The organism is Enterobacter cloacae complex sp. HYC003_NIDB (assembly GCF_056673375.1).
The window spans coordinates 3,737,669-3,756,590 of record NZ_CP114220.1 but is presented as its reverse complement, the minus strand read 5'-3'; the positions used below and the strand labels follow the sequence as shown (position 1 = coordinate 3,756,590).

Sequence of the window (18,922 nt, the reverse complement as noted above, 5' to 3'; positions counted from 1 at the left end):
AGTTACAGTAAAAGCGTCATGTTAACGCCTGGCTAAAGCGGCGACCAGCTTCTTCACGCGTTTGGGGGAGGAAGCCAGGCTTCGGTGAAGTCAAACCAGCCGCGAGTGTTAAGGCGTATGCCGTTGACGCCCGGAGGCGCGCTGATTTGATACTGGTAGTTAAAGAGCGGCGTCAGGACGGCTGTCTCCATTAACCGGCTGAAGATAGCCTGAAGTCCTGCGTGTCGGTCACGTTCGTCGGCCTGCGTCTGCACCGCATCCAGCGTGGCCTGCAAATGGGCGTATGCCGGTGCGCTCAGCAGATGCGGCCAGAGCGCATCGCAGCGGAGCCACTGCTCAAGCGTGTACGCTGGCGCTTCGCCAATCAGTCTGTCTCCCATCATGATGTCTGCATCGGCAAGCTGCTGGCACCCGTCCCACGTTTTGGCGTCGTGAAAGATGACGGTCAGTTCACAACCCTGCCGCGCAAGGTATGCTTTTAACTGGCTGGCCATGGTGTGAAGCTCAACCGGCAGGTGGTAGACGAGCGTCAATGCCTCTGGCAGCGCAACGTCGGTTAAATCAGGCCATTGGGGGATCGCCCAGCCGGGAAGCAGTTCCTCGGTAGGGGTGATGAGCCCTTCGTTCAGGGGAAGCGTGTGCAGCAGCGTTGAGAGATGAATGATATTAATCAGCCGCTTTGCCTGAAGTTCGCTCAGACGCGGGCTCTGTTTCAGCGTGAGGTAGCAGAAACCCAGACTGGTGCTGTTACTCACCAGCCGCAGGCTGGCCAGCTCGTCGGCCTCGCCAATGGCGATTTGCACCGGGTGGCGACAGCTGGTGCCCAGACTGTAGTCAAAAAGCTGGGGCGTGATCCAGTACTCGATAGCCTTAAGCAACGGATGGCCAAGGTGATACTGCTCGTGGCTTTCCAGACGCACCAGTTCAGGCTCAAAAACGCTCAGCCGAAAGGGACCGCTGCCCACCACCGGGTAATCGGGATGCGCCAGACGGCTACAGTAGGTTGCCAGCCTGTGCGCCAGCCAGTAGTCAGGTTGATGAAGAATAAACGTCAGGCACTGCGGATGCGTGGTTTCGATACGTAAGACGCTGCGGAAAAGCGTGCCCATGCCGGGCTGCGATAACAGCGCCGTCAGGCTTTTCCGGAGCTGTGCCGTCTCTATTTTATCGCCGTTATGCCAGTGCAGGGTGGAGCGAATGTAGAAATGCCAGCGCAGGCCGTCAGCGGAGATTTCCCAGTGATGCGCCAGATCGCCCGTGGGTTCACTGCTGGTACCATTAAAACGTGTCAAACCTGAGAATACCTGTCCCGCCAGATGCTGCTCCGCCCGGCCAGGGAGAAACCCCGGCTGAAGCGGCTCCAGCGAGCGATAGTAGGGAATACGCAGCGTCGGCGTATCGTTCTGCCACTGCCCGCCCATAAACGGATGCAGCAGCGATCGCAAATCTTCAGGCGCGAGCTGGGCCAGCTCCAGCGCGTTGTGCTGCTGTCCACTTTTCAGGGCCTCTTCCATCATCGTATTACGCAACGAATCCGGGGTGACGTGAAAGCGTAATTCCCCACGCTTACCTCGTCCGGAGCGGGCGTGCCAGCTTAGCCAGCCCGCCTCCTGCGCCTGGCGCAGCAGGGTGCGAACATGTCGCTCGCTGCAAAAGCAGCGGCTGGCAAGTTCACTGATGGTAACCTGCTGCGGTGCGCCGGCGGAGGGGTGCCACAGACGCTGATACTGGTTAAGACGATTAAGCTGGCGCATGAAAAACCCGGAACAATAATTATCATCTATTCACTATTACTTCCGTATATCTCACGTAATACTGATGCACAAGTTAACCGCATCACATTTCGGGAGTAATTATGGCTCGGCTCGCTGCATTTGATATGGACGGCACGCTGTTAATGCCGGATCACCGTTTAGGGGAGAAAACCCTGAACACACTTAAGCGCCTGCGCGAGCGTGAAGTCACCCTGACGTTTGCCACTGGTCGTCATGTTCTCGAGATGCGCCATCTGCTGGGAACATTTGCCCTCGATGCGTTCCTGATCACCGGCAACGGGACGCGCATTCACTCCGTCGACGGCAATATGCTGCACCGTCAGGATCTGAATCCGGAAGTGGCGGACATTGTCCTGCACAGCACCTGGGATACGCAGGCCAGCGTGCATGTTTTTAATGATGAAGGCTGGTTTACCGGGCGTGAGATCCCGGCCTTGCTGCACGCTCACGTTTACAGCGGCTTTAAATATCAGCTTATCGATTTGCGCCGCATTCCGGCACACAAGGTGACCAAGATCTGCTTCTGTGGCGATCACGACGATCTCTGCCGCCTGCGTATTCAGCTTAACGAGGCGCTGGGCGACCGGGCGCACCTGACCTTCTCGGCGGTGGACTGCCTTGAAGTGCTGCCGGTGGGCTGTAACAAAGGATCTGCGCTGGCGGTGCTGAGCGATCATCTGGGGCTGACGATGCAGGACTGTATGGCCTTTGGTGACGCCATGAACGACCACGAGATGCTGAGCAGCGTGGGTCGTGGACTGATTATGGGGAACGCGATGCCGCAACTTATTGCCGCGCTCCCGCATTTACCGGTTATCGGACACTGTCGTAACGAAGCGGTGTCCCATTTTTTGACGCATTGGCTGGACAAAAATAACCTCCCATATTCCCCCGAATAGTGAGACCCTTCCAGCAAGCCAGGCTTTAGCCTGGCTTTTTTTTATTTCACCAGCTGCGAAATCTGCGCTTTCCACGGTTCTACATCGCCAATAGTTGCCTGCACCCATTCTGCGTTGTAATAGGTGTCCAGGTAGCGCTCCCCGCTGTCACACAGCAGCGTGACGACAGAGCCGGTACGGCCTTCTTCGCGCATCCTCGCGGCCAGCTGTAGCGCGCCCCACATATTGGTGCCGGTGGAAGCCCCGACTTTACGGCCAAGCTGTGTCTCCAGCCAGTGCGCCGTCGCGACGCTGGCGGCGTCCGGCACGCGGAGCATCTCATCCACAACGTCCGGAATGAACGAGGGTTCGACGCGCGGGCGACCAATCCCTTCGATCTTGCTCCCCACGGGGCTGCGCAGGCTGGCATCGCGGGATTGCCAGTAATCGAGGAACACCGAGTTTTGCGGGTCAACCACCATCAGCTGCGTATCATAACCCTGACAGCGGATATAACGTCCGATGGTGGCGGAGGTTCCGCCCGTGCCCGCGCTCATGACAATGTAAGAGGGAACAGGATGCGGCTCGTGGGTCATCTGGCGGAAAATGCTGTCCGCAATGTTATTATTGCCGCGCCAGTCGGTGGCGCGCTCGGCGAAGGTAAACTGGTCCATATAGTGACCATTCAGTTCGCGGGCCAGCATTTCGGAGGCCGCATAGATTTCGCAGGCGCTTTCCACAAAGTGGCAGCGTCCGCCGTAAAATTCGATCTGTTCGACTTTACGTTTCGCCGTGCAGGAGGGCATCACGGCGATAAACGGGAGGCCCAGCAGGCGGGCAAAGTAGGCTTCGGAGACGGCAGTTGATCCGGACGACGATTCAATAATCGTGGTGCCTTCTTTGATCCAGCCGTTACATAAACCGTATAAAAAGAGTGAACGCGCCAGGCGATGCTTCAGGCTGCCGGTAGGATGGGTGCTTTCATCCTTCAGGTAAAGCTGAATGCCGGGAAACCCAGGCAGAGGCAGGCGGATCAAGTGGGTGTCTGCCGAGCGCTGATAGTCGGCATTTATTTCGCTGATGGCATGTTTAACCCAGGTGCTATTCATCGTAGTTATCCGTTTGTCATTTTGTGCCCAGCATAGCGAAAAGCACAGAAAAAATTGTTGCTATCTGACCTTTAAAATAGAATGTAAGGAGAATAATTTTCTCTTCGAGGTGGCTATGTTAGATAAAATTGATCGTAAGCTGCTTTCTTTGCTGCAAAGCGACTGCACCCTCTCTTTGCAGGCGCTGGCAGATGCCGTTAATCTGACCACCACACCGTGCTGGAAGCGCCTCAAGAAGCTGGAAGATGATGGCATTCTGCTGGGACGCGTGGCGTTGCTGGATCCCGAAAAACTGGGGCTTGGACTGACCGCCTTCGTCCTGATAAAAACGCAGCATCACAGTAGCGAATGGTACTGCCGCTTCGTCACCCAGGTTTCCGACATGCCCGAAGTGCTCGGCTTCTGGCGCATGGCGGGGGAATACGACTATCTGATGCGCGTTCAGGTGGCAGACATGAAGCGCTACGATGATTTCTACAAGCGGCTGGTCAATAGCGTACCAGGCTTGTCCGATGTCACCTCCAGTTTCGCCATGGAACAGATTAAATACACCACAGCGTTACCCATTGAATAACTTCTTAAAATACCTTCAGGAAAAGACCGCGTGCGATTATTTGCCCAATTAAGCTGGTACTTTCGTCGGGAGTGGCAACGCTACCTCGGCGCGGTGGCCCTGCTTATTATCATTGCCATTCTGCAACTGATCCCGCCCAAAGTGGTGGGTTACGTCGTGGATGGCGTTACGGAACAACATTACACCGCCGCACGGGTGATGATGTGGGGCGGTACGCTGGTGCTGACGGCCGTGGTGGTTTACCTGCTGCGTTATGTCTGGCGCGTGCTGCTGTTCGGCGCGTCCTATCAGCTTGCCGTTGAGCTGCGTGAGGACTTTTACCGCCAGCTGAGCCGCCAGCACCCTGAGTTTTATCTGCGTCACCGTACCGGGGATCTCATCGCCCGCGCCACTAACGATGTAGACCGCGTGGTGTTTGCCGCCGGTGAAGGGGTGCTAACGCTGGTGGATTCCCTGGTGATGGGCTGTGCGGTACTGATTGTGATGTCTACGCAAATTAGCTGGGAGCTCACGCTGCTGGCGCTGCTGCCGATGCCGCTGATGGCGCTGGCAATTAACCGCTACGGCGAGCAGCTCCATGAACGCTTTAAGCTGGCGCAGGCGGCGTTCTCGTCGCTGAACGATCGCACCCAGGAGAGCATGACCAGCATCCGCATGATTAAAGCGTTTGGTCTGGAAGACCGCCAGTCCGCGCTGTTTGCCGCCGACGCCGCCGATACCGGCGCGAAAAACATGCGCGTGGCGCGTATTGATGCCCGTTTCGATCCGACAATTTATATTGCGATTGGCATGGCGAACCTGCTGGCAGTGGGCGGCGGCAGCTGGATGGTGGTGCAAGGCACTATGACCCTCGGGCAGTTAACCAGCTTTGCGATGTACCTTGGGCTGATGATCTGGCCGATGCTGGCGCTGGCCTGGATGTTTAATATCGTTGAACGCGGGAGCGCCGCTTACAGCCGTATCCGCGCCATGCTGGCGGAAGTGCCGGTCGTGAACGATGGCAGCGAGCCGGTGCCGGAAGGTCCGGGTATTCTCAAGGCTGATATCCGCGCCTTTATCTACCCGCAAACGGAACATCCGGTGCTTGAGAACGTCAGTTTCACGCTGCGTCCTGGTCAGATGCTGGGCATCTGTGGCCCGACGGGTTCCGGTAAAAGCACCATTCTGTCACTGATTCAGCGCCATTTTGACGTGAGCGAAGGCGATATCCGTTTCCACGACGTCCCTCTGCCACGTCTGCTGCTGGATGACTGGCGCAGCCGCCTGGCGGTCGTCAGCCAGACGCCGTTTTTGTTTTCAGACACCATTGCCAACAATATCGCGCTCGGGTGTCCGACGGCGACACAGGACCAGATCGAGCACGTGGCGCGTCTGGCCAGCGTCCACGAGGATATTCTGCGCCTGCCGCAGGGCTACGATACGGAAGTGGGTGAGCGGGGCGTTATGCTCTCCGGCGGACAAAAACAGCGTATCTCTATTGCCCGCGCGCTGCTGCTGGATGCTGAGATCCTGATACTGGATGATGCGCTGTCCGCAGTTGACGGGCGTACTGAACATCAAATTTTGCATAACCTTCGCCAGTGGGGAGAGGGGCGCACGGTCATCATCAGCGCGCACCGTCTGTCGGCCCTTACCGAAGCCAGTGAAATTCTGGTGCTTCAGCACGGGCATATTGCTCAGCGTGGTCAGCATGAGCAGCTCGCCGCGCAGACCGGATGGTATCGGGATATGTACCGCTATCAACAGCTTGAAGCCGCGCTGGATGAGGAGGTCGCCGATGCGTAAGTTTGGACAGATGTGGCCGACGTTAAAACGGCTGCTGGCCTATGGCTCGCCGTGGCGCAAACCGCTTTCCATCGCCGTGCTGTTGCTGTGGATCGCCGCGATTGCGGAGGTGACCGGTCCGCTGCTTATCAGCTATTTCATCGACAATATGGTGGCGAAAAACTATCTGCCGCTGGGGCTGGTGGCGGGGCTGGGCGTGGCGTATGTCGGCCTACAGCTGACGGCGGCGGGGCTGCACTATGCGCAGTCGCTGCTGTTTAACCGGGCCGCCGTGGGCGTGGTCCAGCAGCTACGCACGGATGTGATGGATGCCGCGCTGCGCCAGCCGCTGAGCGAGTTTGATACCCAGCCGGTCGGACAGGTTATTTCGCGCGTCACCAATGACACCGAGGTGATCCGCGACCTCTATGTAACCGTTGTCGCAACGGTTCTGCGCAGTGCCGCGTTAATTGGCGCGATGCTGGTGGCGATGTTCAGCCTGGACTGGCGTATGGCGCTGGTGGCGATCGCTATTTTCCCGGCGGTGCTGATTGTGATGGTAATTTACCAGCGCTACAGCACGCCGATTGTTCGTCGCGTGCGCGCTTACCTCGCAGATATCAATGATGGCTTCAACGAAGTGATCAACGGCATGAGCGTTATCCAGCAGTTTCGCCAGCAGGCGCGTTTTGGCGAGCGAATGGGAGAAGCCAGCCGCTCGCACTATATGGCGCGGATGCAGACGTTACGGCTGGATGGCTTCCTGTTACGCCCGCTGCTGAGCCTCTTCTCTGCGCTGGTGCTGTGCGGGCTGTTGATGCTGTTTGGCCTGACGACGCGCGGAACCATCGAGGTGGGGGTACTGTACGCATTTATCAGCTACCTTGGACGCCTTAACGAACCGCTGATTGAACTCACCACGCAGCAATCGATGCTGCAACAGGCAGTGGTCGCGGGCGAACGTGTATTCGAGCTGATGGACAGGCCGCGTCAGACCTATGGCGATGACGAACGCCCGCTGGAAAGTGGATCCATAGCGTTTGATCATGTCTCGTTTGCCTACCGCGACGACCAGCTTGTCTTGCAGGATATCAACCTCGAGGTACCGTCGCGCGGTTTTGTCGCCCTGGTTGGGCATACCGGCAGCGGCAAAAGCACGCTCGCCAGTTTGCTGATGGGCTACTATCCGTTGACGCAAGGGGAGATCCGTCTGGACGGACGGCCGCTTGCCGCGCTTAGCCACAACGCGTTACGTAAGGGCGTCGCGATGGTGCAGCAGGATCCGGTGGTACTGGCGGATACCTTTTATGCCAACGTGACGCTGGGACGACCTTTCACGCCTGAGCAGGTATGGGAGGTGCTGGAAACGGTGCAGCTTGCGGATCTGGCGCGCGGGTTAAGCGAGGGGATCCATACCCGGCTGGGTGAGCAGGGCAATAATCTCTCGGTCGGGCAAAAGCAACTTCTTGCGCTGGCGCGCGTGCTGATTGAGACGCCACAGGTGTTAATTCTGGATGAAGCGACCGCAAGCATTGACTCCGGTACCGAGCAGGCGATCCAGCAGGCGCTGGCTGCCGTGCGGGATCGCACTACGCTGGTGGTAATCGCCCACCGCCTCTCAACCATCGTCGATGCCGATACCATTCTGGTGCTGCACCGTGGCCAGGCCGTTGAACGGGGGACGCACAGAGCGCTGCTTGAGGCAAAAGGACGCTACTGGCAGATGTATCAGTTGCAGCTGGCAGGCGACGAACTGGCCGCCAGCGCGCGCGAGGAAGAGTCACTCAGCGCCTGATGCACCATAACAAGGCAATGCGCTAACAGACTTAACCGTTGGTGCAAAACTGAAACGCACCCTGCACTGCCATGGTGCGTTTTTTTTCGCCTCTTCCCGGCGCATCCGCGCCGCGGCGCTTTCCTCCTCACCTTTCACTTCTGGCACACCCTTTGCAATATCCCTTTCGTGTTAGCTGCGGCCATTACCGAATTCTGACTGGAGGGGATATATGAAGCTGGTTACGGTGGTAATCAAACCATTCAAACTCGAAGACGTGCGTGAAGCGCTGTCTTCCATGGGTATTCAGGGACTGACTGTCACCGAAGTGAAAGGCTTTGGGCGTCAGAAAGGTCATGCCGAGCTTTATCGCGGGGCGGAATACAGCGTTAACTTCCTGCCAAAAGTGAAGATTGATGTGGCGATTGCCGACGATCAGCTTGATGAGGTGATTGATGTCGTCAGCAAAGCAGCCTACACCGGAAAAATTGGCGACGGCAAAATTTTCGTTGCCGAACTACAGCGCGTCATTCGCATCCGTACCGGCGAATCTGACGAAGCGGCGTTGTAAGTAACTCCTGGCACACAGTGATAGGGATCGAGAAAATGAAGAAAGCAACAATGAAAACAGGTCTGGGTTCGCTGGCACTGCTGCCGGGCCTGGCAATGGCTGCACCTGCTGTGGCAGACAAAGCCGATAACGCCTTTATGATGATTTGCACCGCGCTGGTGCTGTTCATGACGATTCCGGGGATCGCGCTGTTTTACGGCGGCCTGATCCGCGGCAAGAACGTACTCTCCATGCTGACGCAGGTTGCCGTCACGTTCGCGCTGGTGTGTGTGCTGTGGGTGGTTTACGGTTACTCGCTGGCCTTCGGGGAGGGCAACGCCTTCTTCGGCAACGTTAACTGGGCGATGCTGAAAAATATCGAACTGACCGCGGTGATGGGCAGTTTTTATCAGTATATTCATGTCGCGTTCCAGGGCTCATTCGCCTGCATCACCGTGGGGCTGATTGTGGGCGCGCTGGCTGAGCGTATCCGCTTCTCTGCGGTACTGATTTTCGTGGTGGTCTGGCTGACGCTCTCCTATATCCCGATTGCGCATATGGTCTGGGGAGGTGGTCTGTTGGCTTCCCATGGCGCGCTGGACTTTGCGGGCGGTACCGTTGTGCACATCAACGCCGCGGTAGCAGGTCTGGTAGGCGCATACCTGATTGGTAAGCGCGTGGGCTTCGGGAAGGAAGCATTCAAGCCGCACAATCTGCCGATGGTCTTTACCGGCACCGCCATCCTCTATTTTGGCTGGTTCGGCTTCAACGCAGGTTCAGCCAGCGCCGCTAACGAAATCGCCGCGCTGGCCTTCGTGAATACCGTTGTGGCAACCGCCGGCGCTATCCTCTCATGGGTATTTGGCGAGTGGGCCGTTCGCGGCAAGCCATCGCTGCTGGGTGCCTGTTCCGGGGCGATTGCCGGTCTGGTAGGTATTACGCCAGCGTGCGGTTACGTGGGCGTGGGCGGTGCGCTGCTGATCGGTATCGTCGCAGGACTGGCGGGGCTGTGGGGCGTTACCGCACTGAAACGTGTTATGCGCGTTGACGATCCGTGTGATGTATTCGGCGTACACGGTGTGTGCGGCATCGTCGGCTGTATCATGACCGGTATCTTTGCTGCCCAATCTCTGGGCGGTGTGGGTTACGCAGAAGGCGTGACCATGATGCATCAGGTGCTGGTACAGCTGGAAAGCATCGCGATCACCGTTGTCTGGTCCGGTGTTGTGGCCTTTATCGGTTACAAGCTGGCTGATATGACCGTTGGGCTGCGCGTGCCGGAAGAGCAGGAGCGCGAAGGCCTGGACGTCAACAGCCACGGCGAGAATGCCTATAACGCATAATTTGAGTGCCTTGCCGGGCGGCGGCTTCGCCTTACCCGGCCTGAAAAAGCACAATTCGCAGGCCCGGTGAGCGCAGCGCCACCGGGCTTTTTACATCACCCGCGATTACGCATCACACCTTCCTGCACGGTAGAAGCCACCAGCACGCCATCCTGAGTGTAAAACTCCCCGCGTACAAAGCCGCGCGCGCTGGACGCAGAGGTACTTTCCACGCTGTAAAGCAGCCATTCGTTCATATCGAATGGACGGTGGAACCACATGGAATGGTCAATTGTGGCTACCTGCATCCCTTTTTCGAGGAAGCCCACACCGTGCGGCTGTAGCGCAACCGGCAGGAAGTTGAAATCCGACGCATACCCCAGCAGGTACTGATGCACGCGTAAATCTGCGGGTACGCTGCCGTTGGCGCGGATCCACACCTGGCGGGCGGGCTCAGCGGTATGCCCCTTCATTGGGTTATGAAATTCGACCGGGCGGATCTCCAGCGGTTTATCGCACAGAAACTTCTCTTTTACCTGCGGCGGCAGCAGATGCGCGAGAGCGCGGGCAATTTCGGTTTCCGATTTCAGATCGTCCGGCGACGGGGCAGACGGCATCTTTTTTTGATGCTCATAGCCCGGCTCTGGCGCCTGGAACGAGGCGGTCATGTAGAAGATGGGTTTGCCATGCTGGATGGCCGCCACGCGACGGGCGCTGAAGCTTTGACCGTCACGCAGAACTTCCACGTCGTAAACAATCGGTTTAGCGCTGTCACCGGGGCGTAAAAAGTAGCTGTGAAACGAGTGCACCAGACGGTCTGCCGGGACGGTCTCCTTGGCGGCATACAGCGCTTGCCCCACGACCTGGCCGCCAAAAACCTGGCGTAAGCCTAAATCTTCGCTCTGTCCGCGAAATAGCCCTTCTTCTATTTTTTCCAGGTTCAGTAATGTCAGCAGATTGTTCAGTGCCTGACTCATAGTGGTCCTCAATAAACGCCGTGGCGAAAGATACGCTGAGTATAACCCAGAAATGAAAGTGGTCCGATGGGTAGAATAATCTTAATATCCGGACGAAATTAGGCATAAATCCGTGATTTGTGCCACACTTGTATTCGTTATGTGAATAAAACGACATCAGATGGGATCGATCCCGCTGGTGCATTGATGATAAGGAGACTTCAATGAAACTCGTGCCTATGCTCAGTGGTGTAGCAATTGCGGTAGCGTTGTCCGCCTGTGCTGGTAAGAGTGCCGATGTACCGGTGCCAACAGCAAGCGCAAACGGGATTAACACCCTTTCACAGCAAGCTATTCAGCAGCCAAATGTTTCCGGTACGATCTGGATCAAACAGAAGGTTGCGCTGCCGCCGGATGCGGTTTTAACGGTCACGCTGTCTGATGCTTCCCTGGCGGATGCGCCGTCCAAAGTGCTTGCGCAGCGCGCGGTTCGTACAGAGGGTAAACAGGCGCCGTTCAGCTTTGTGCTGCCGTACAACCCGTCTGACGTGCAACCTAATGCGCGTATCCTCCTGAGCGCGGCGGTAACGATCAACGATAAGCTGGTCTTTATCACCGATACCGTGCAGGAAGCGGTCAACAAAGGCGGCACCAAAATCGACCTGACCCTGGTACCGGTGCAGCAAACTGAAGTACCTGTTGCAACGCAGACCAATCAGCCGACTCTGCCTACACCGCCAACACAGCTGTAATTCTCTTTCGCCCTCTCTATGTTGACGGGAGAGGGCGTCAGTACTCCCAGCGATACTTCTGCATATCAATTTGTCCTGCCCCGGACACCTGCACCCCTTCTGAAAGTAAAGCCTGACGCTGGCGCTGCAAGTCTGGCCCGGTGAGGGAAATGGCGCCATGGCGATTGACGACCCGGTGCCACGGTAACGTGCTTCCTTCCGGTAGCCTCCTCAGCACGCCGCCTACCTGACGCGCCGCGCGCGGAGAACCGGCCAGCCGGGCGACTTCCCCATAGGTCGTGACACAGCCTTCCGGGATCGAGGCTACGATTTGCCACACTCGCTGTGGGAAAGTGTCATGTTCGTCCATTGTTTCTCCTGCGGGAAATCAGCGAAGGGTAATGTTATACGAAGATAAAGAAGATTGTCGGGGCAGTTTGCGCAATAATCCAGCATCCGGTTGCCAGCGGCTTGCAATTGAGGTGCTCCACAGGGATAATGCGCCAGCGCGTTGGTTATCAACGCTCTCAATGGGGGCTCTGTTGGTTCTCCCGCAACGCTACTCTGTTCACCAGGTCAGGTCCGGAAGGAAGCAGCCAGGGCAGACGACGTGGGTGCCGGGATGTAGCTGGCAGGGCCCCCACCCATTTCTGCTAAGTGCATGATATCCATCATGTAACCCTCTGTTTTCGTGCATTGAAACGGCGGTGATACAACTTTCGTGTATCACTTAGGACGCTAATCAATGTCGCATCTGATGCTTTCCCGTCACGGGATCTGGTACTACCGTAGGGTCTACCTGACACCTCGGAAACGCCGTGAAATTCGTATTTCTCTTCGCACACGTTCCAAGCGTGAAGCTTTACTCCGTGTGGAGAAATATCTCACCTCACAACCTTTCCACTGCGTTCCGCAGTCCATCCCGGCACACACTGCAACCCCGTCTGCTTCCTTCCAACAACCACAACAGAAAAAGCCTTTCAAGAGCCTGAAGAGCGAGCTTGATAAGTACACCAAGGCTAAAACAGGAGAGGTTGGTGAACGGGAAATACTAACGATCAATAGGTGCGTAAATGCATATCTGAATTCTACAAAAGAGCCTTTCAGCAAACGAAGCGCGGCGGCGTTTGTTGATGGCCTTGAAGGTTCAGCATCCACCAGAAACCGTTACATCAAAAAGAACTCGGCGTTTTTCAAATGGCTTGCAACTCGCACGGATGATGAGATTCGAAACCCATTTGAGGGGATGGGTGTTAAGGAAATAACCGCACCAATGGATCGCCGTCCAGCATACACGCTCAACGATCTGAAACGATTGCACATTGCTTTACATGGCGTGAAGGATTGGAAACGGTGGATCATTCTGATTGGTCGCTATTCGGGGATGAGGCAGAATGAGATCTGCCAGCTTTACCACAATGACGTGATGAAAGTTGACGGAGTTTGGTGCTTCCGTGTTGATAACTTGAATCCGAATCAGACGCTTAAAACGGACAGTTCGCGCCGATTCGTTCCGATCAATTCGCAACTGCTGACACTTGGTCTACTTGATTTTATCAAAGAAAGAAAAGGCCATCTGTTCCCTGAGCTAACATTGCATCTTGGGAGCTATGGTCACTATTTCAGCCGTTGGTTTACGAGGTTCAGAGGCAAGCATAGCCTGCCTGAATATCATTCACTGCGCCACTATGCCGCCACAACATTTAAACAGAATGGCTTCCCTGAACAGTTCGCTTCGCAGGTGCTCGGACACTCGAACGCAACGATCACGTACAACCGATACGGGAAGGGGATTGCTGTCAGGACGCTCGTCGAGTTAATTGAGGTACTCTAAAGTTATCTGGATAAGCAAATTCACGCTGGTTCCAAAGGGGATAAATACGCTTCGAAAATCTTGAGTGCCAATCATAACCCCTTTAAATATAGAGGTTTTGTGATCCGTGTTGTTTTAGCGAGGTTTCTAAAAGTGATAGTCTGGAAATCATGCTAATGCACTATTGATGGGGGTAGGATAATTATGCCAACTCGTAGAATCGCTTATGCATACTACGATCCTGATTGGATTAAAGGCGAGCATACGCTTCTCGCCCTCAAAAGGAATACTGTCGAGCCGCTTGCTTATTCACTGTCTATGAAAGGATATATTTTTTGTCCTTCTTGCTATGAACATATAACTCGAGTGCCTGCCGATCCTGACAAGGGCATGACTACGAATGAAGTTCCGGCCTATTACAAACACCTTAAAGATGATAATGCGCCTTTCTGTAGTTTGAGATGTGGCCCCATTCAGTACAAAAAATACGCATCTCAAGAGGATGCAAAAAAAGCCGTTGAAGATGAAGAACTTATAGTCATAAGCGGTTTTCTCGAGTCTCGCCCTGATAACAATCCAAGGATCGATTCTGAGGGCAGTGAGGTACCTGTCGATTCTCATTTTGAGAGAAAAAATGGCAAAGAGGTTTCATTGCCTATTTCCCGCCATCATGGTGAGTCTTTCAAGGTTCCGAGCCAAGTAACTAGTGTCCAGTCTTTATGCGTTAACTTCGATCATAATTATTACCGTGAGATTTACCTTGTTGGCGCAGATGGTAAAGCAAAGCGCTACAGATTTTGTGACTCACTAAAAGAAATCAATGACATAACTGAGGGTTCTCCTGATCCAGCATTCTTTTTTGGTACGTTTTGGAAAATTGAGACGTTTACAGGCCATAGTAATGTCTGGTTAAAGATCAACCAAGGAACATCATTTAGGGATTTCAGAGTACGTATCACTAATGATACCGCTGAAGGGAGAGGATTTTTTAATGATAAAAATCGTGGGAGGATAACCGTTTTTTATAGTCGAGTAGATGAGGTCGGCATGGGTTATATGACACCCCAGTTAGGGTGGGGGGAGGTGGCACTTTTGCCTGCAAAATATGATGATTTTTTAATCAGTGATTATGCGTCATCTCGCAAGGACAATCATTAATTTTCGATTGGTGTGAGGAATCAACAAGATTATAAGCCCTGCTGAAGCAGGGTTTTTTTATGTGTAAAGCTGACCGATAAGGCGGCTTCGTTCGACCATACGTCAGGTATCTACAGCGCCAGGATTGTCTTGTGTCGCAGACTGTATCTCACTTTGTGTAGCAGATAAAGTCAGTTAAGAAGCAAAAAACTTGCAGGGGCGAAACCAGCTAATCTGCTGAAAATTGAAACAAATATTTATTTTGAAAGGTCGAAATTTGAGGGTGTAGATAAAAATCAGCTATATGCGAGAAGCGGAGTTTCAGTGCCGGTTGGCTTAACAAACATCGCAGCATGTCAATGAGCTGGGAGAAAGCCAGTAAGAAAATAAATATGAAGCTGTAATGACTTTTCGATAATCACTTCTTGATTTTGTCATAATATTTATGTTGAAATCATGAAGTGAAACTACCGGAGAGACTTTCATGACCATGCCTTACTGTATCCTGCATACCGAAGCTGATTCAGATGTTGTACTTAATGGACTGGGCTTTTCAGAAAACGATATTCATGCTGCTCTGACATCTGCTTTGTACGAGCGCCGCAAATCCAGCAAGCTACACCCCGCTGTCGATGCAGGGTTCCGTTTCTGGAGTGAAATGGTTGCCGCGACACGCCGTGTACTAATTGGTAAGGGTAACGGCTGGTCCCCTGAAGTGGTAAAGCGAATGGAAATGGTCGCTAACTCAGCGAGAGGGGTTAATCTGATTATCACCTCGGGTGACAGACACACCGGGCGTCCTGATGGATTGCCGAAAACCAAAAATGCCAAAGGTGAGGCAACGCGCTCGATTGTTCACAACAATCCTGGCACAGTTGATATGTTCCAGACGGATGCATTGTATTCAGGCAAATCTGAAATCACTCCGATAGATAGCACTCGCACTTATATCGTCCTGTACTATTATGATGCGGCTAACAAAGAGGTTCGCTGCGAGGTGTCTTATCCGGTAGGAATGGTGAATCAGGACGGATTTGCCCGCGTAAGCGCATGGAGTGAGCGTATTATTTTGAGTCCTCTGCCATTTGAAGGTGCGGATATTTTCCCTGATGAGGATTTCAATGATGACATATCAATTACTGTTGAAAGCAAATGAGTAATCCTGTTGATGACGGTAAACGTCTTTTTAATCCATCCCGGCTCAAGCTGGCACGGATCAGACGCAAACTGACCCTAAAAGAACTGGCAGAAAAGATGGGACTTTCCAACCGTATCGTAATTGAGTACGAAAAAGCCTATTGCCTATATGAACCCACGCCAGAGACGGTCCAGGCGTACGCTAGGGCTCTGAAATACCCAGAGTCCTTTTTTTTCGGGGATGACGTTGAAGCAATCGATCCACTGACGGTTTCATTCCGTTCTTTGCGCACGACAAAAGCCGCCGACCAGCATGCGGCAATCGGGGCTGGTGCGCTGGGAGTTATGCTGAGCGAGTATTTCAGCACCCGTTTCACTCTGCCGCAGCCTGAATTGCCGAATCTTCGTGGAAGTGAGCCTGAGATCGCTGCTCAGGCGGTGCGCGAAGCTTGGGGTATTGGCAAGAAGAGCATCACCAACGTTGTTCATCTTCTGGAGAAGCACGGCGTTAAGGTGTTCTGGCTCTCGGAGGAAACGGCGAGTATCGATGCATTTTCGTTCTGGAAAGATGATGTCCCTTACATCTTCCTGAACACTCGTAAATCAGGTGAACGCAGTCGTTTCGATGCGGCACATGAACTTGCTCACCTGGTGCTCCACCGTCATGGTGACGTCAAGGGGCAAGATGCAGAGCGTGAAGCGGATGCTTTTGCGTCGGCATTTCTGATGCCCTTGGAAAATGTGATGGCTGTTAAGATGACGTTGCCGACGTTCGACAAAATCGTGCAATTGAAATCGCTCTGGAAAGTCTCGGCGATGGCTCTGATTGTCAGAATGCGAAATCTGAACATGCTTACAGAATGGCAGTACAACAGTCTGATGCGCGATGCGACGGCAAAGGGGTATCGAACCGGTGAGCCGGGAGGAATCGAGCGTGAAAGATCGCTCATTATTGAAAAAATGATGACCGCTCTGGCTGGTAACGGCATTAATCTGACTCAATTGAGTGATGAGCTTAACGTGCCTCTTGATGAACTGAGTAGCCTGCTTTACGGTGTGGCGGCAATTAGTGGTGGTAATTGCGGAACATCAAGCTCACTGTCAAAGGCCTCTCTCCGTCTGGTGTGAAAAGCTATAAGCCGTTAGAGACCGTCTTTAGCGGCTTATTATTGATCGCCAGTGGGCTCACCGCAGTCATCCTTCTGAGCAATACCCTTCATTTTCGATGTTCGACACATTCTTATCCATAATTTACTCACTTTCGACCGTGTTGAAACTTTTGCTATATGGGCAATGTTTCGACTTCGTGATGTAGGTAAAGGTGTAAATACTGTTGGAATAGACACACAAGGTTTGCCCGTTCGCCGTGGTTGACTGCTCCGGGTTGCTCATAGTTATACGCCCGGCATTGGCACTGAACGCAGCAAGAATAAATCCCATCCACAACACTCTTCTTACCATCTCTAAACCTCCATTGCAGTTGATTTCTGCCGCCTTCCTGCAAGCGGTGTATGTAGGATGCATCTCAATTATTGATCTGCAAAAGCGATCAATAATATAATTTCGATCGATAAAATCTATTATTAATGATAGCGATCAAGTCTGCATACAGGAAGAAGCATGAAAAAAATTATTGGGTTGTCTCTGGCGTTCTGCGCTTTCTCGTCCGTAGCTGGTGATGCTGCCTCAGGCGAAATCCAGCCATATCCTGAATACCTGTCTGCCTATGTCAAAACGCTTGTTACAGCCAGTTGCGACCAGGTACTTTCAGATGATGGAAAGAACTCCGTTGATAGAGTCATCAAATCCATCAGCACCAGCGCCACCAAAGGAATGACTACCGACACGGAAAGCTACTACGCTGTTTACAATTCAATCGTCTTTGGTGCTGAGATGGGGGATAAGCTAAAAAATGCTAAGAAACAGAAAATGATTCTGGCAACGAAAGACAAAATTGGAATAGATAGTTGCGGTGGTGTTGGTGCTTATGCATTGATACAGAAGGATTTTAGAAAGATGACCCTTACGGGGCTAATGCCTTTAGCCACGCAAGCTGGTGTCGTAAAACCGAAGACGACAACTTCTGATGAGGGCATTTACCGTACAACAGCAAAAGCTCTGGCAGAACTGTACAGCGCTAATGAAGTTGCAGCGGATGACAAGATTGGTGGTCGTAAGGTGGAAATGACCGGAACTGTTCAGGACATAACAAAAAATTTCGCGAATGATGTCGTTCTTAAACTTGAAAGTGGTAATCGCTTCATGCCTGTCAGCCTGAGTATGGCTGATTCAGAGATGGCGCAGGCGTCGAAGCTGAAGAAAGGGCAGAAGATAACCGTGACTTGCGAAAAGATGCAGCTTTTCATCGGTGCACCGTCTGGCGGCAACTGCACCTTTAACTGATCTTTCATACAGTCTGCCGGGTAAATTCCCGGCGACTTACCCAACTCCCCGCCGGGTAGATTCAGAAGTACCCCTACCAAATACACTACCAGTAGCTCAAATATCCCAGTCGAGTTATCAGCACGGCCTGATGCACATAAAGATAAACAATTTTGAAGTTGTATCTTGGCCTACCCTGCTAAAAATTGTACTTTCATTTTGACAAGAGATATCAATACGGGAACGAAAATGCCTGAAAAATTGCTATTTAAAGCTCCTTGCCCAAAATGCCAAGGGGACTGTAACGCATTTGTCCATGGAGAGACTTCTACTGAGTGGAGTGATGACAGCGATCCTGATAACTACATGTATGGTGGAACATTCCATAAGCTTTTAGAATGCTGTGGTTGCAGTACCGTCTTTTACTTCACTGATTCATCCCATAGCGAGGAATGGGATTTTGACAAAAATGGACAGATGTACCTGATCCACAACATTAAAACCTTCCCTGCACGAGATCTTAGACCAAAGTGGTTTGATTCGCTCTTTCGCAAAGATTATATCCTATATCATATTTTATATGAGGTTTATAATGCTGTAGGTAACGAATCATATATTCTCGCTACTATCGGCCTCAGAACAGCCTTTGATCGAGCAATTGAAATTATCGGTATCGATCCAGAGTTAAAAATGTACCAAAAGGTTGATGCTGTCTTGAAGGAAGGTTTTGTTGGCGAAACAGAACGCGAGCAGCTCAGTATAGTCACCGAGGCAGGCAATGCTGCGGCCCATCGCGGATGGTCGCCAAATAGCCACGAATTTACTCCTTTACTACAAGCAATCGAGCGTTTTATAGAAAAGTCGGTTATGCGTGATAAGCGCATTGAGGAACTCAAAGAAATAATCCCAATGAAACAAAAAAAACGCAGATGAAAAAACCGTCATTGAAGCCCCTGGGCTTAGCGAAGAGCTACAGGGGTCTAACGTTTTTTTAATGAAACCATCCCTCCGCCGTGAAGG

General features: G+C 53.0%; 18 protein-coding genes and 1 other RNA gene. 14 read left to right on the top strand and 5 right to left on the bottom strand.

All coding sequences use genetic code 11. The features are described 5' to 3' along the window. Positions 1 to 53: 53 nt before the first annotated feature. The gene (locus tag O1722_RS18065) at positions 54 to 1,754 is read right to left on the bottom strand and encodes an SgrR family transcriptional regulator (RefSeq protein ID WP_017694409.1); all 1,701 of its coding nucleotides are present in this window, start codon (positions 1,752 to 1,754) and stop codon (positions 54 to 56) included. 101 nt (positions 1,755 to 1,855) lie between these two features. Between O1722_RS18065 and cof the strand changes: the two genes are divergently transcribed. Next, complete coding sequence (cof, locus tag O1722_RS18060; protein WP_017383195.1) at positions 1,856 to 2,674, top strand: HMP-PP phosphatase; 819 nt, start codon at positions 1,856 to 1,858, stop codon at positions 2,672 to 2,674. 41 nt (positions 2,675 to 2,715) lie between these two features. Here cof and O1722_RS18055 read toward each other — a convergent pair whose 3' ends face one another. Continuing rightward, entirely contained in the window at positions 2,716 to 3,762 is a 1,047-nt protein-coding gene (locus O1722_RS18055; protein ID WP_017383196.1) for a PLP-dependent cysteine synthase family protein, read from the bottom strand. A 115-nt stretch (positions 3,763 to 3,877) separates the two neighbouring features. On the opposite strand from O1722_RS18055, the gene O1722_RS18050 reads away from it, so the two are divergent. The 5 genes from O1722_RS18050 (at position 3,878) to amtB (ending at position 9,767) form a co-directional block, all read left to right on the top strand. Next, positions 3,878 to 4,336: an Lrp/AsnC family transcriptional regulator gene (locus O1722_RS18050; protein ID WP_015571267.1), complete on the top strand. Its 459-nt coding sequence runs from the start codon at positions 3,878 to 3,880 to the stop codon at positions 4,334 to 4,336. A 30-nt stretch (positions 4,337 to 4,366) separates the two neighbouring features. After that, on the top strand, positions 4,367 to 6,121 hold the full coding sequence (locus O1722_RS18045; protein WP_033486672.1) for a SmdA family multidrug ABC transporter permease/ATP-binding protein: 1,755 nt from the start codon (positions 4,367 to 4,369) through the stop codon (positions 6,119 to 6,121). Continuing rightward, on the top strand, positions 6,114 to 7,895 hold the full coding sequence (locus O1722_RS18040; protein WP_015571266.1) for a SmdB family multidrug efflux ABC transporter permease/ATP-binding protein: 1,782 nt from the start codon (positions 6,114 to 6,116) through the stop codon (positions 7,893 to 7,895). The genes O1722_RS18045 and O1722_RS18040 overlap by 8 nt, the downstream gene beginning before the upstream one ends. Before the next feature lie 211 nt (positions 7,896 to 8,106). Continuing rightward, positions 8,107 to 8,445, top strand: a complete 339-nt coding sequence (glnK, locus tag O1722_RS18035; protein WP_006809867.1) for a P-II family nitrogen regulator — start codon at positions 8,107 to 8,109, stop codon at positions 8,443 to 8,445. A 35-nt stretch (positions 8,446 to 8,480) separates the two neighbouring features. Continuing rightward, complete coding sequence (gene amtB / locus O1722_RS18030) at positions 8,481 to 9,767, top strand: ammonium transporter AmtB (protein WP_479954368.1); 1,287 nt, start codon at positions 8,481 to 8,483, stop codon at positions 9,765 to 9,767. A 95-nt stretch (positions 9,768 to 9,862) separates the two neighbouring features. On the opposite strand, the gene tesB is transcribed toward amtB, so the two are convergent. Further along, entirely contained in the window at positions 9,863 to 10,723 is an 861-nt protein-coding gene (gene tesB, locus O1722_RS18025) for an acyl-CoA thioesterase II (protein ID WP_015571264.1), read from the bottom strand. Between the two features lie 203 nt (positions 10,724 to 10,926). Between tesB and O1722_RS18020 the strand changes: the two genes are divergently transcribed. Beyond that, positions 10,927 to 11,454 carry a YbaY family lipoprotein gene (locus O1722_RS18020; protein WP_023296032.1) on the top strand — a complete coding sequence of 176 codons (528 nt, stop codon included), beginning with the start codon at positions 10,927 to 10,929 and terminating at the stop codon, positions 11,452 to 11,454. Between the two features lie 37 nt (positions 11,455 to 11,491). Here the strand turns inward: O1722_RS18020 and O1722_RS18015 are convergent, their stop codons facing one another. Further along, on the bottom strand, positions 11,492 to 11,803 hold the full coding sequence (locus O1722_RS18015) for an MGMT family protein (RefSeq protein WP_003859016.1): 312 nt from the start codon (positions 11,801 to 11,803) through the stop codon (positions 11,492 to 11,494). A 170-nt stretch (positions 11,804 to 11,973) separates the two neighbouring features. Between O1722_RS18015 and ffs the strand changes: the two genes are divergently transcribed. The 5 genes from ffs to O1722_RS17990 all read left to right on the top strand — a co-directional run bounded on the left by ffs (position 11,974) and on the right by O1722_RS17990 (position 16,648). Then, positions 11,974 to 12,070: signal recognition particle sRNA small type (ffs, locus tag O1722_RS18010), an RNA gene on the top strand. Positions 12,071 to 12,178: 108 nt separating this feature from the next. Continuing rightward, on the top strand, positions 12,179 to 13,267 hold the full coding sequence (locus O1722_RS18005) for a site-specific integrase (protein ID WP_033486670.1): 1,089 nt from the start codon (positions 12,179 to 12,181) through the stop codon (positions 13,265 to 13,267). 183 nt (positions 13,268 to 13,450) lie between these two features. Continuing rightward, complete coding sequence (locus O1722_RS18000) at positions 13,451 to 14,404, top strand: hypothetical protein (protein ID WP_003021675.1); 954 nt, start codon at positions 13,451 to 13,453, stop codon at positions 14,402 to 14,404. A gap of 463 nt (positions 14,405 to 14,867) precedes the next feature. Continuing rightward, a complete protein-coding gene (locus O1722_RS17995; protein ID WP_033486668.1) occupies positions 14,868 to 15,539 on the top strand; it encodes a hypothetical protein in 672 nt (223 codons plus the stop codon). Beyond that, a complete protein-coding gene (locus tag O1722_RS17990) occupies positions 15,536 to 16,648 on the top strand; it encodes a helix-turn-helix domain-containing protein (RefSeq protein WP_033486667.1) in 1,113 nt (370 codons plus the stop codon). Before O1722_RS17995 ends, O1722_RS17990 begins: the two co-directional genes overlap by 4 nt. Positions 16,649 to 16,771: 123 nt before the next feature. On the opposite strand, the gene O1722_RS17985 is transcribed toward O1722_RS17990, so the two are convergent. Beyond that, a complete protein-coding gene (locus O1722_RS17985) occupies positions 16,772 to 16,981 on the bottom strand; it encodes a hypothetical protein (RefSeq protein WP_033486666.1) in 210 nt (69 codons plus the stop codon). A gap of 159 nt (positions 16,982 to 17,140) precedes the next feature. Here O1722_RS17985 and O1722_RS17980 point away from each other — a divergent pair, with 159 nt between their 5' ends. Further along, positions 17,141 to 17,923, top strand: coding sequence for an OB-fold protein (locus tag O1722_RS17980; RefSeq protein WP_033486665.1), 783 nt, complete (start codon positions 17,141 to 17,143; stop codon positions 17,921 to 17,923). A 228-nt stretch (positions 17,924 to 18,151) separates the two neighbouring features. Further along, positions 18,152 to 18,835: a DUF4145 domain-containing protein gene (locus O1722_RS17975; RefSeq protein ID WP_033486664.1), complete on the top strand. Its 684-nt coding sequence runs from the start codon at positions 18,152 to 18,154 to the stop codon at positions 18,833 to 18,835. The last annotated feature ends 87 nt before the right edge of the window (positions 18,836 to 18,922 follow it).

What these genes read in the sequence shown, in the direction of transcription:
- O1722_RS18065 (WP_017694409.1), bottom strand. Translation starts at nt 1,754, where the DNA reads ATGCGCCAGCTTAATCGTCTTAACCAGTATCAGCGTCTGTGGCACCCC.
- cof (WP_017383195.1), top strand. Translation starts at nt 1,856, where the DNA reads ATGGCTCGGCTCGCTGCATTTGATATGGACGGCACGCTGTTAATGCCG.
- O1722_RS18055 (WP_017383196.1), bottom strand. Translation starts at nt 3,762, where the DNA reads ATGAATAGCACCTGGGTTAAACATGCCATCAGCGAAATAAATGCCGAC.
- O1722_RS18050 (WP_015571267.1), top strand. Translation starts at nt 3,878, where the DNA reads ATGTTAGATAAAATTGATCGTAAGCTGCTTTCTTTGCTGCAAAGCGAC.
- O1722_RS18040 (WP_015571266.1), top strand. Translation starts at nt 6,114, where the DNA reads ATGCGTAAGTTTGGACAGATGTGGCCGACGTTAAAACGGCTGCTGGCC.
- glnK (WP_006809867.1), top strand. Translation starts at nt 8,107, where the DNA reads ATGAAGCTGGTTACGGTGGTAATCAAACCATTCAAACTCGAAGACGTG.
- amtB (WP_479954368.1), top strand. Translation starts at nt 8,481, where the DNA reads ATGAAGAAAGCAACAATGAAAACAGGTCTGGGTTCGCTGGCACTGCTG.
- tesB (WP_015571264.1), bottom strand. Translation starts at nt 10,723, where the DNA reads ATGAGTCAGGCACTGAACAATCTGCTGACATTACTGAACCTGGAAAAA.
- O1722_RS18020 (WP_023296032.1), top strand. Translation starts at nt 10,927, where the DNA reads ATGAAACTCGTGCCTATGCTCAGTGGTGTAGCAATTGCGGTAGCGTTG.
- O1722_RS18015 (WP_003859016.1), bottom strand. Translation starts at nt 11,803, where the DNA reads ATGGACGAACATGACACTTTCCCACAGCGAGTGTGGCAAATCGTAGCC.
- O1722_RS18005 (WP_033486670.1), top strand. Translation starts at nt 12,179, where the DNA reads ATGTCGCATCTGATGCTTTCCCGTCACGGGATCTGGTACTACCGTAGG.
- O1722_RS18000 (WP_003021675.1), top strand. Translation starts at nt 13,451, where the DNA reads ATGCCAACTCGTAGAATCGCTTATGCATACTACGATCCTGATTGGATT.
- O1722_RS17995 (WP_033486668.1), top strand. Translation starts at nt 14,868, where the DNA reads ATGACCATGCCTTACTGTATCCTGCATACCGAAGCTGATTCAGATGTT.
- O1722_RS17990 (WP_033486667.1), top strand. Translation starts at nt 15,536, where the DNA reads ATGAGTAATCCTGTTGATGACGGTAAACGTCTTTTTAATCCATCCCGG.
- O1722_RS17985 (WP_033486666.1), bottom strand. Translation starts at nt 16,981, where the DNA reads ATGGTAAGAAGAGTGTTGTGGATGGGATTTATTCTTGCTGCGTTCAGT.
- O1722_RS17980 (WP_033486665.1), top strand. Translation starts at nt 17,141, where the DNA reads ATGAAAAAAATTATTGGGTTGTCTCTGGCGTTCTGCGCTTTCTCGTCC.
- O1722_RS17975 (WP_033486664.1), top strand. Translation starts at nt 18,152, where the DNA reads ATGCCTGAAAAATTGCTATTTAAAGCTCCTTGCCCAAAATGCCAAGGG.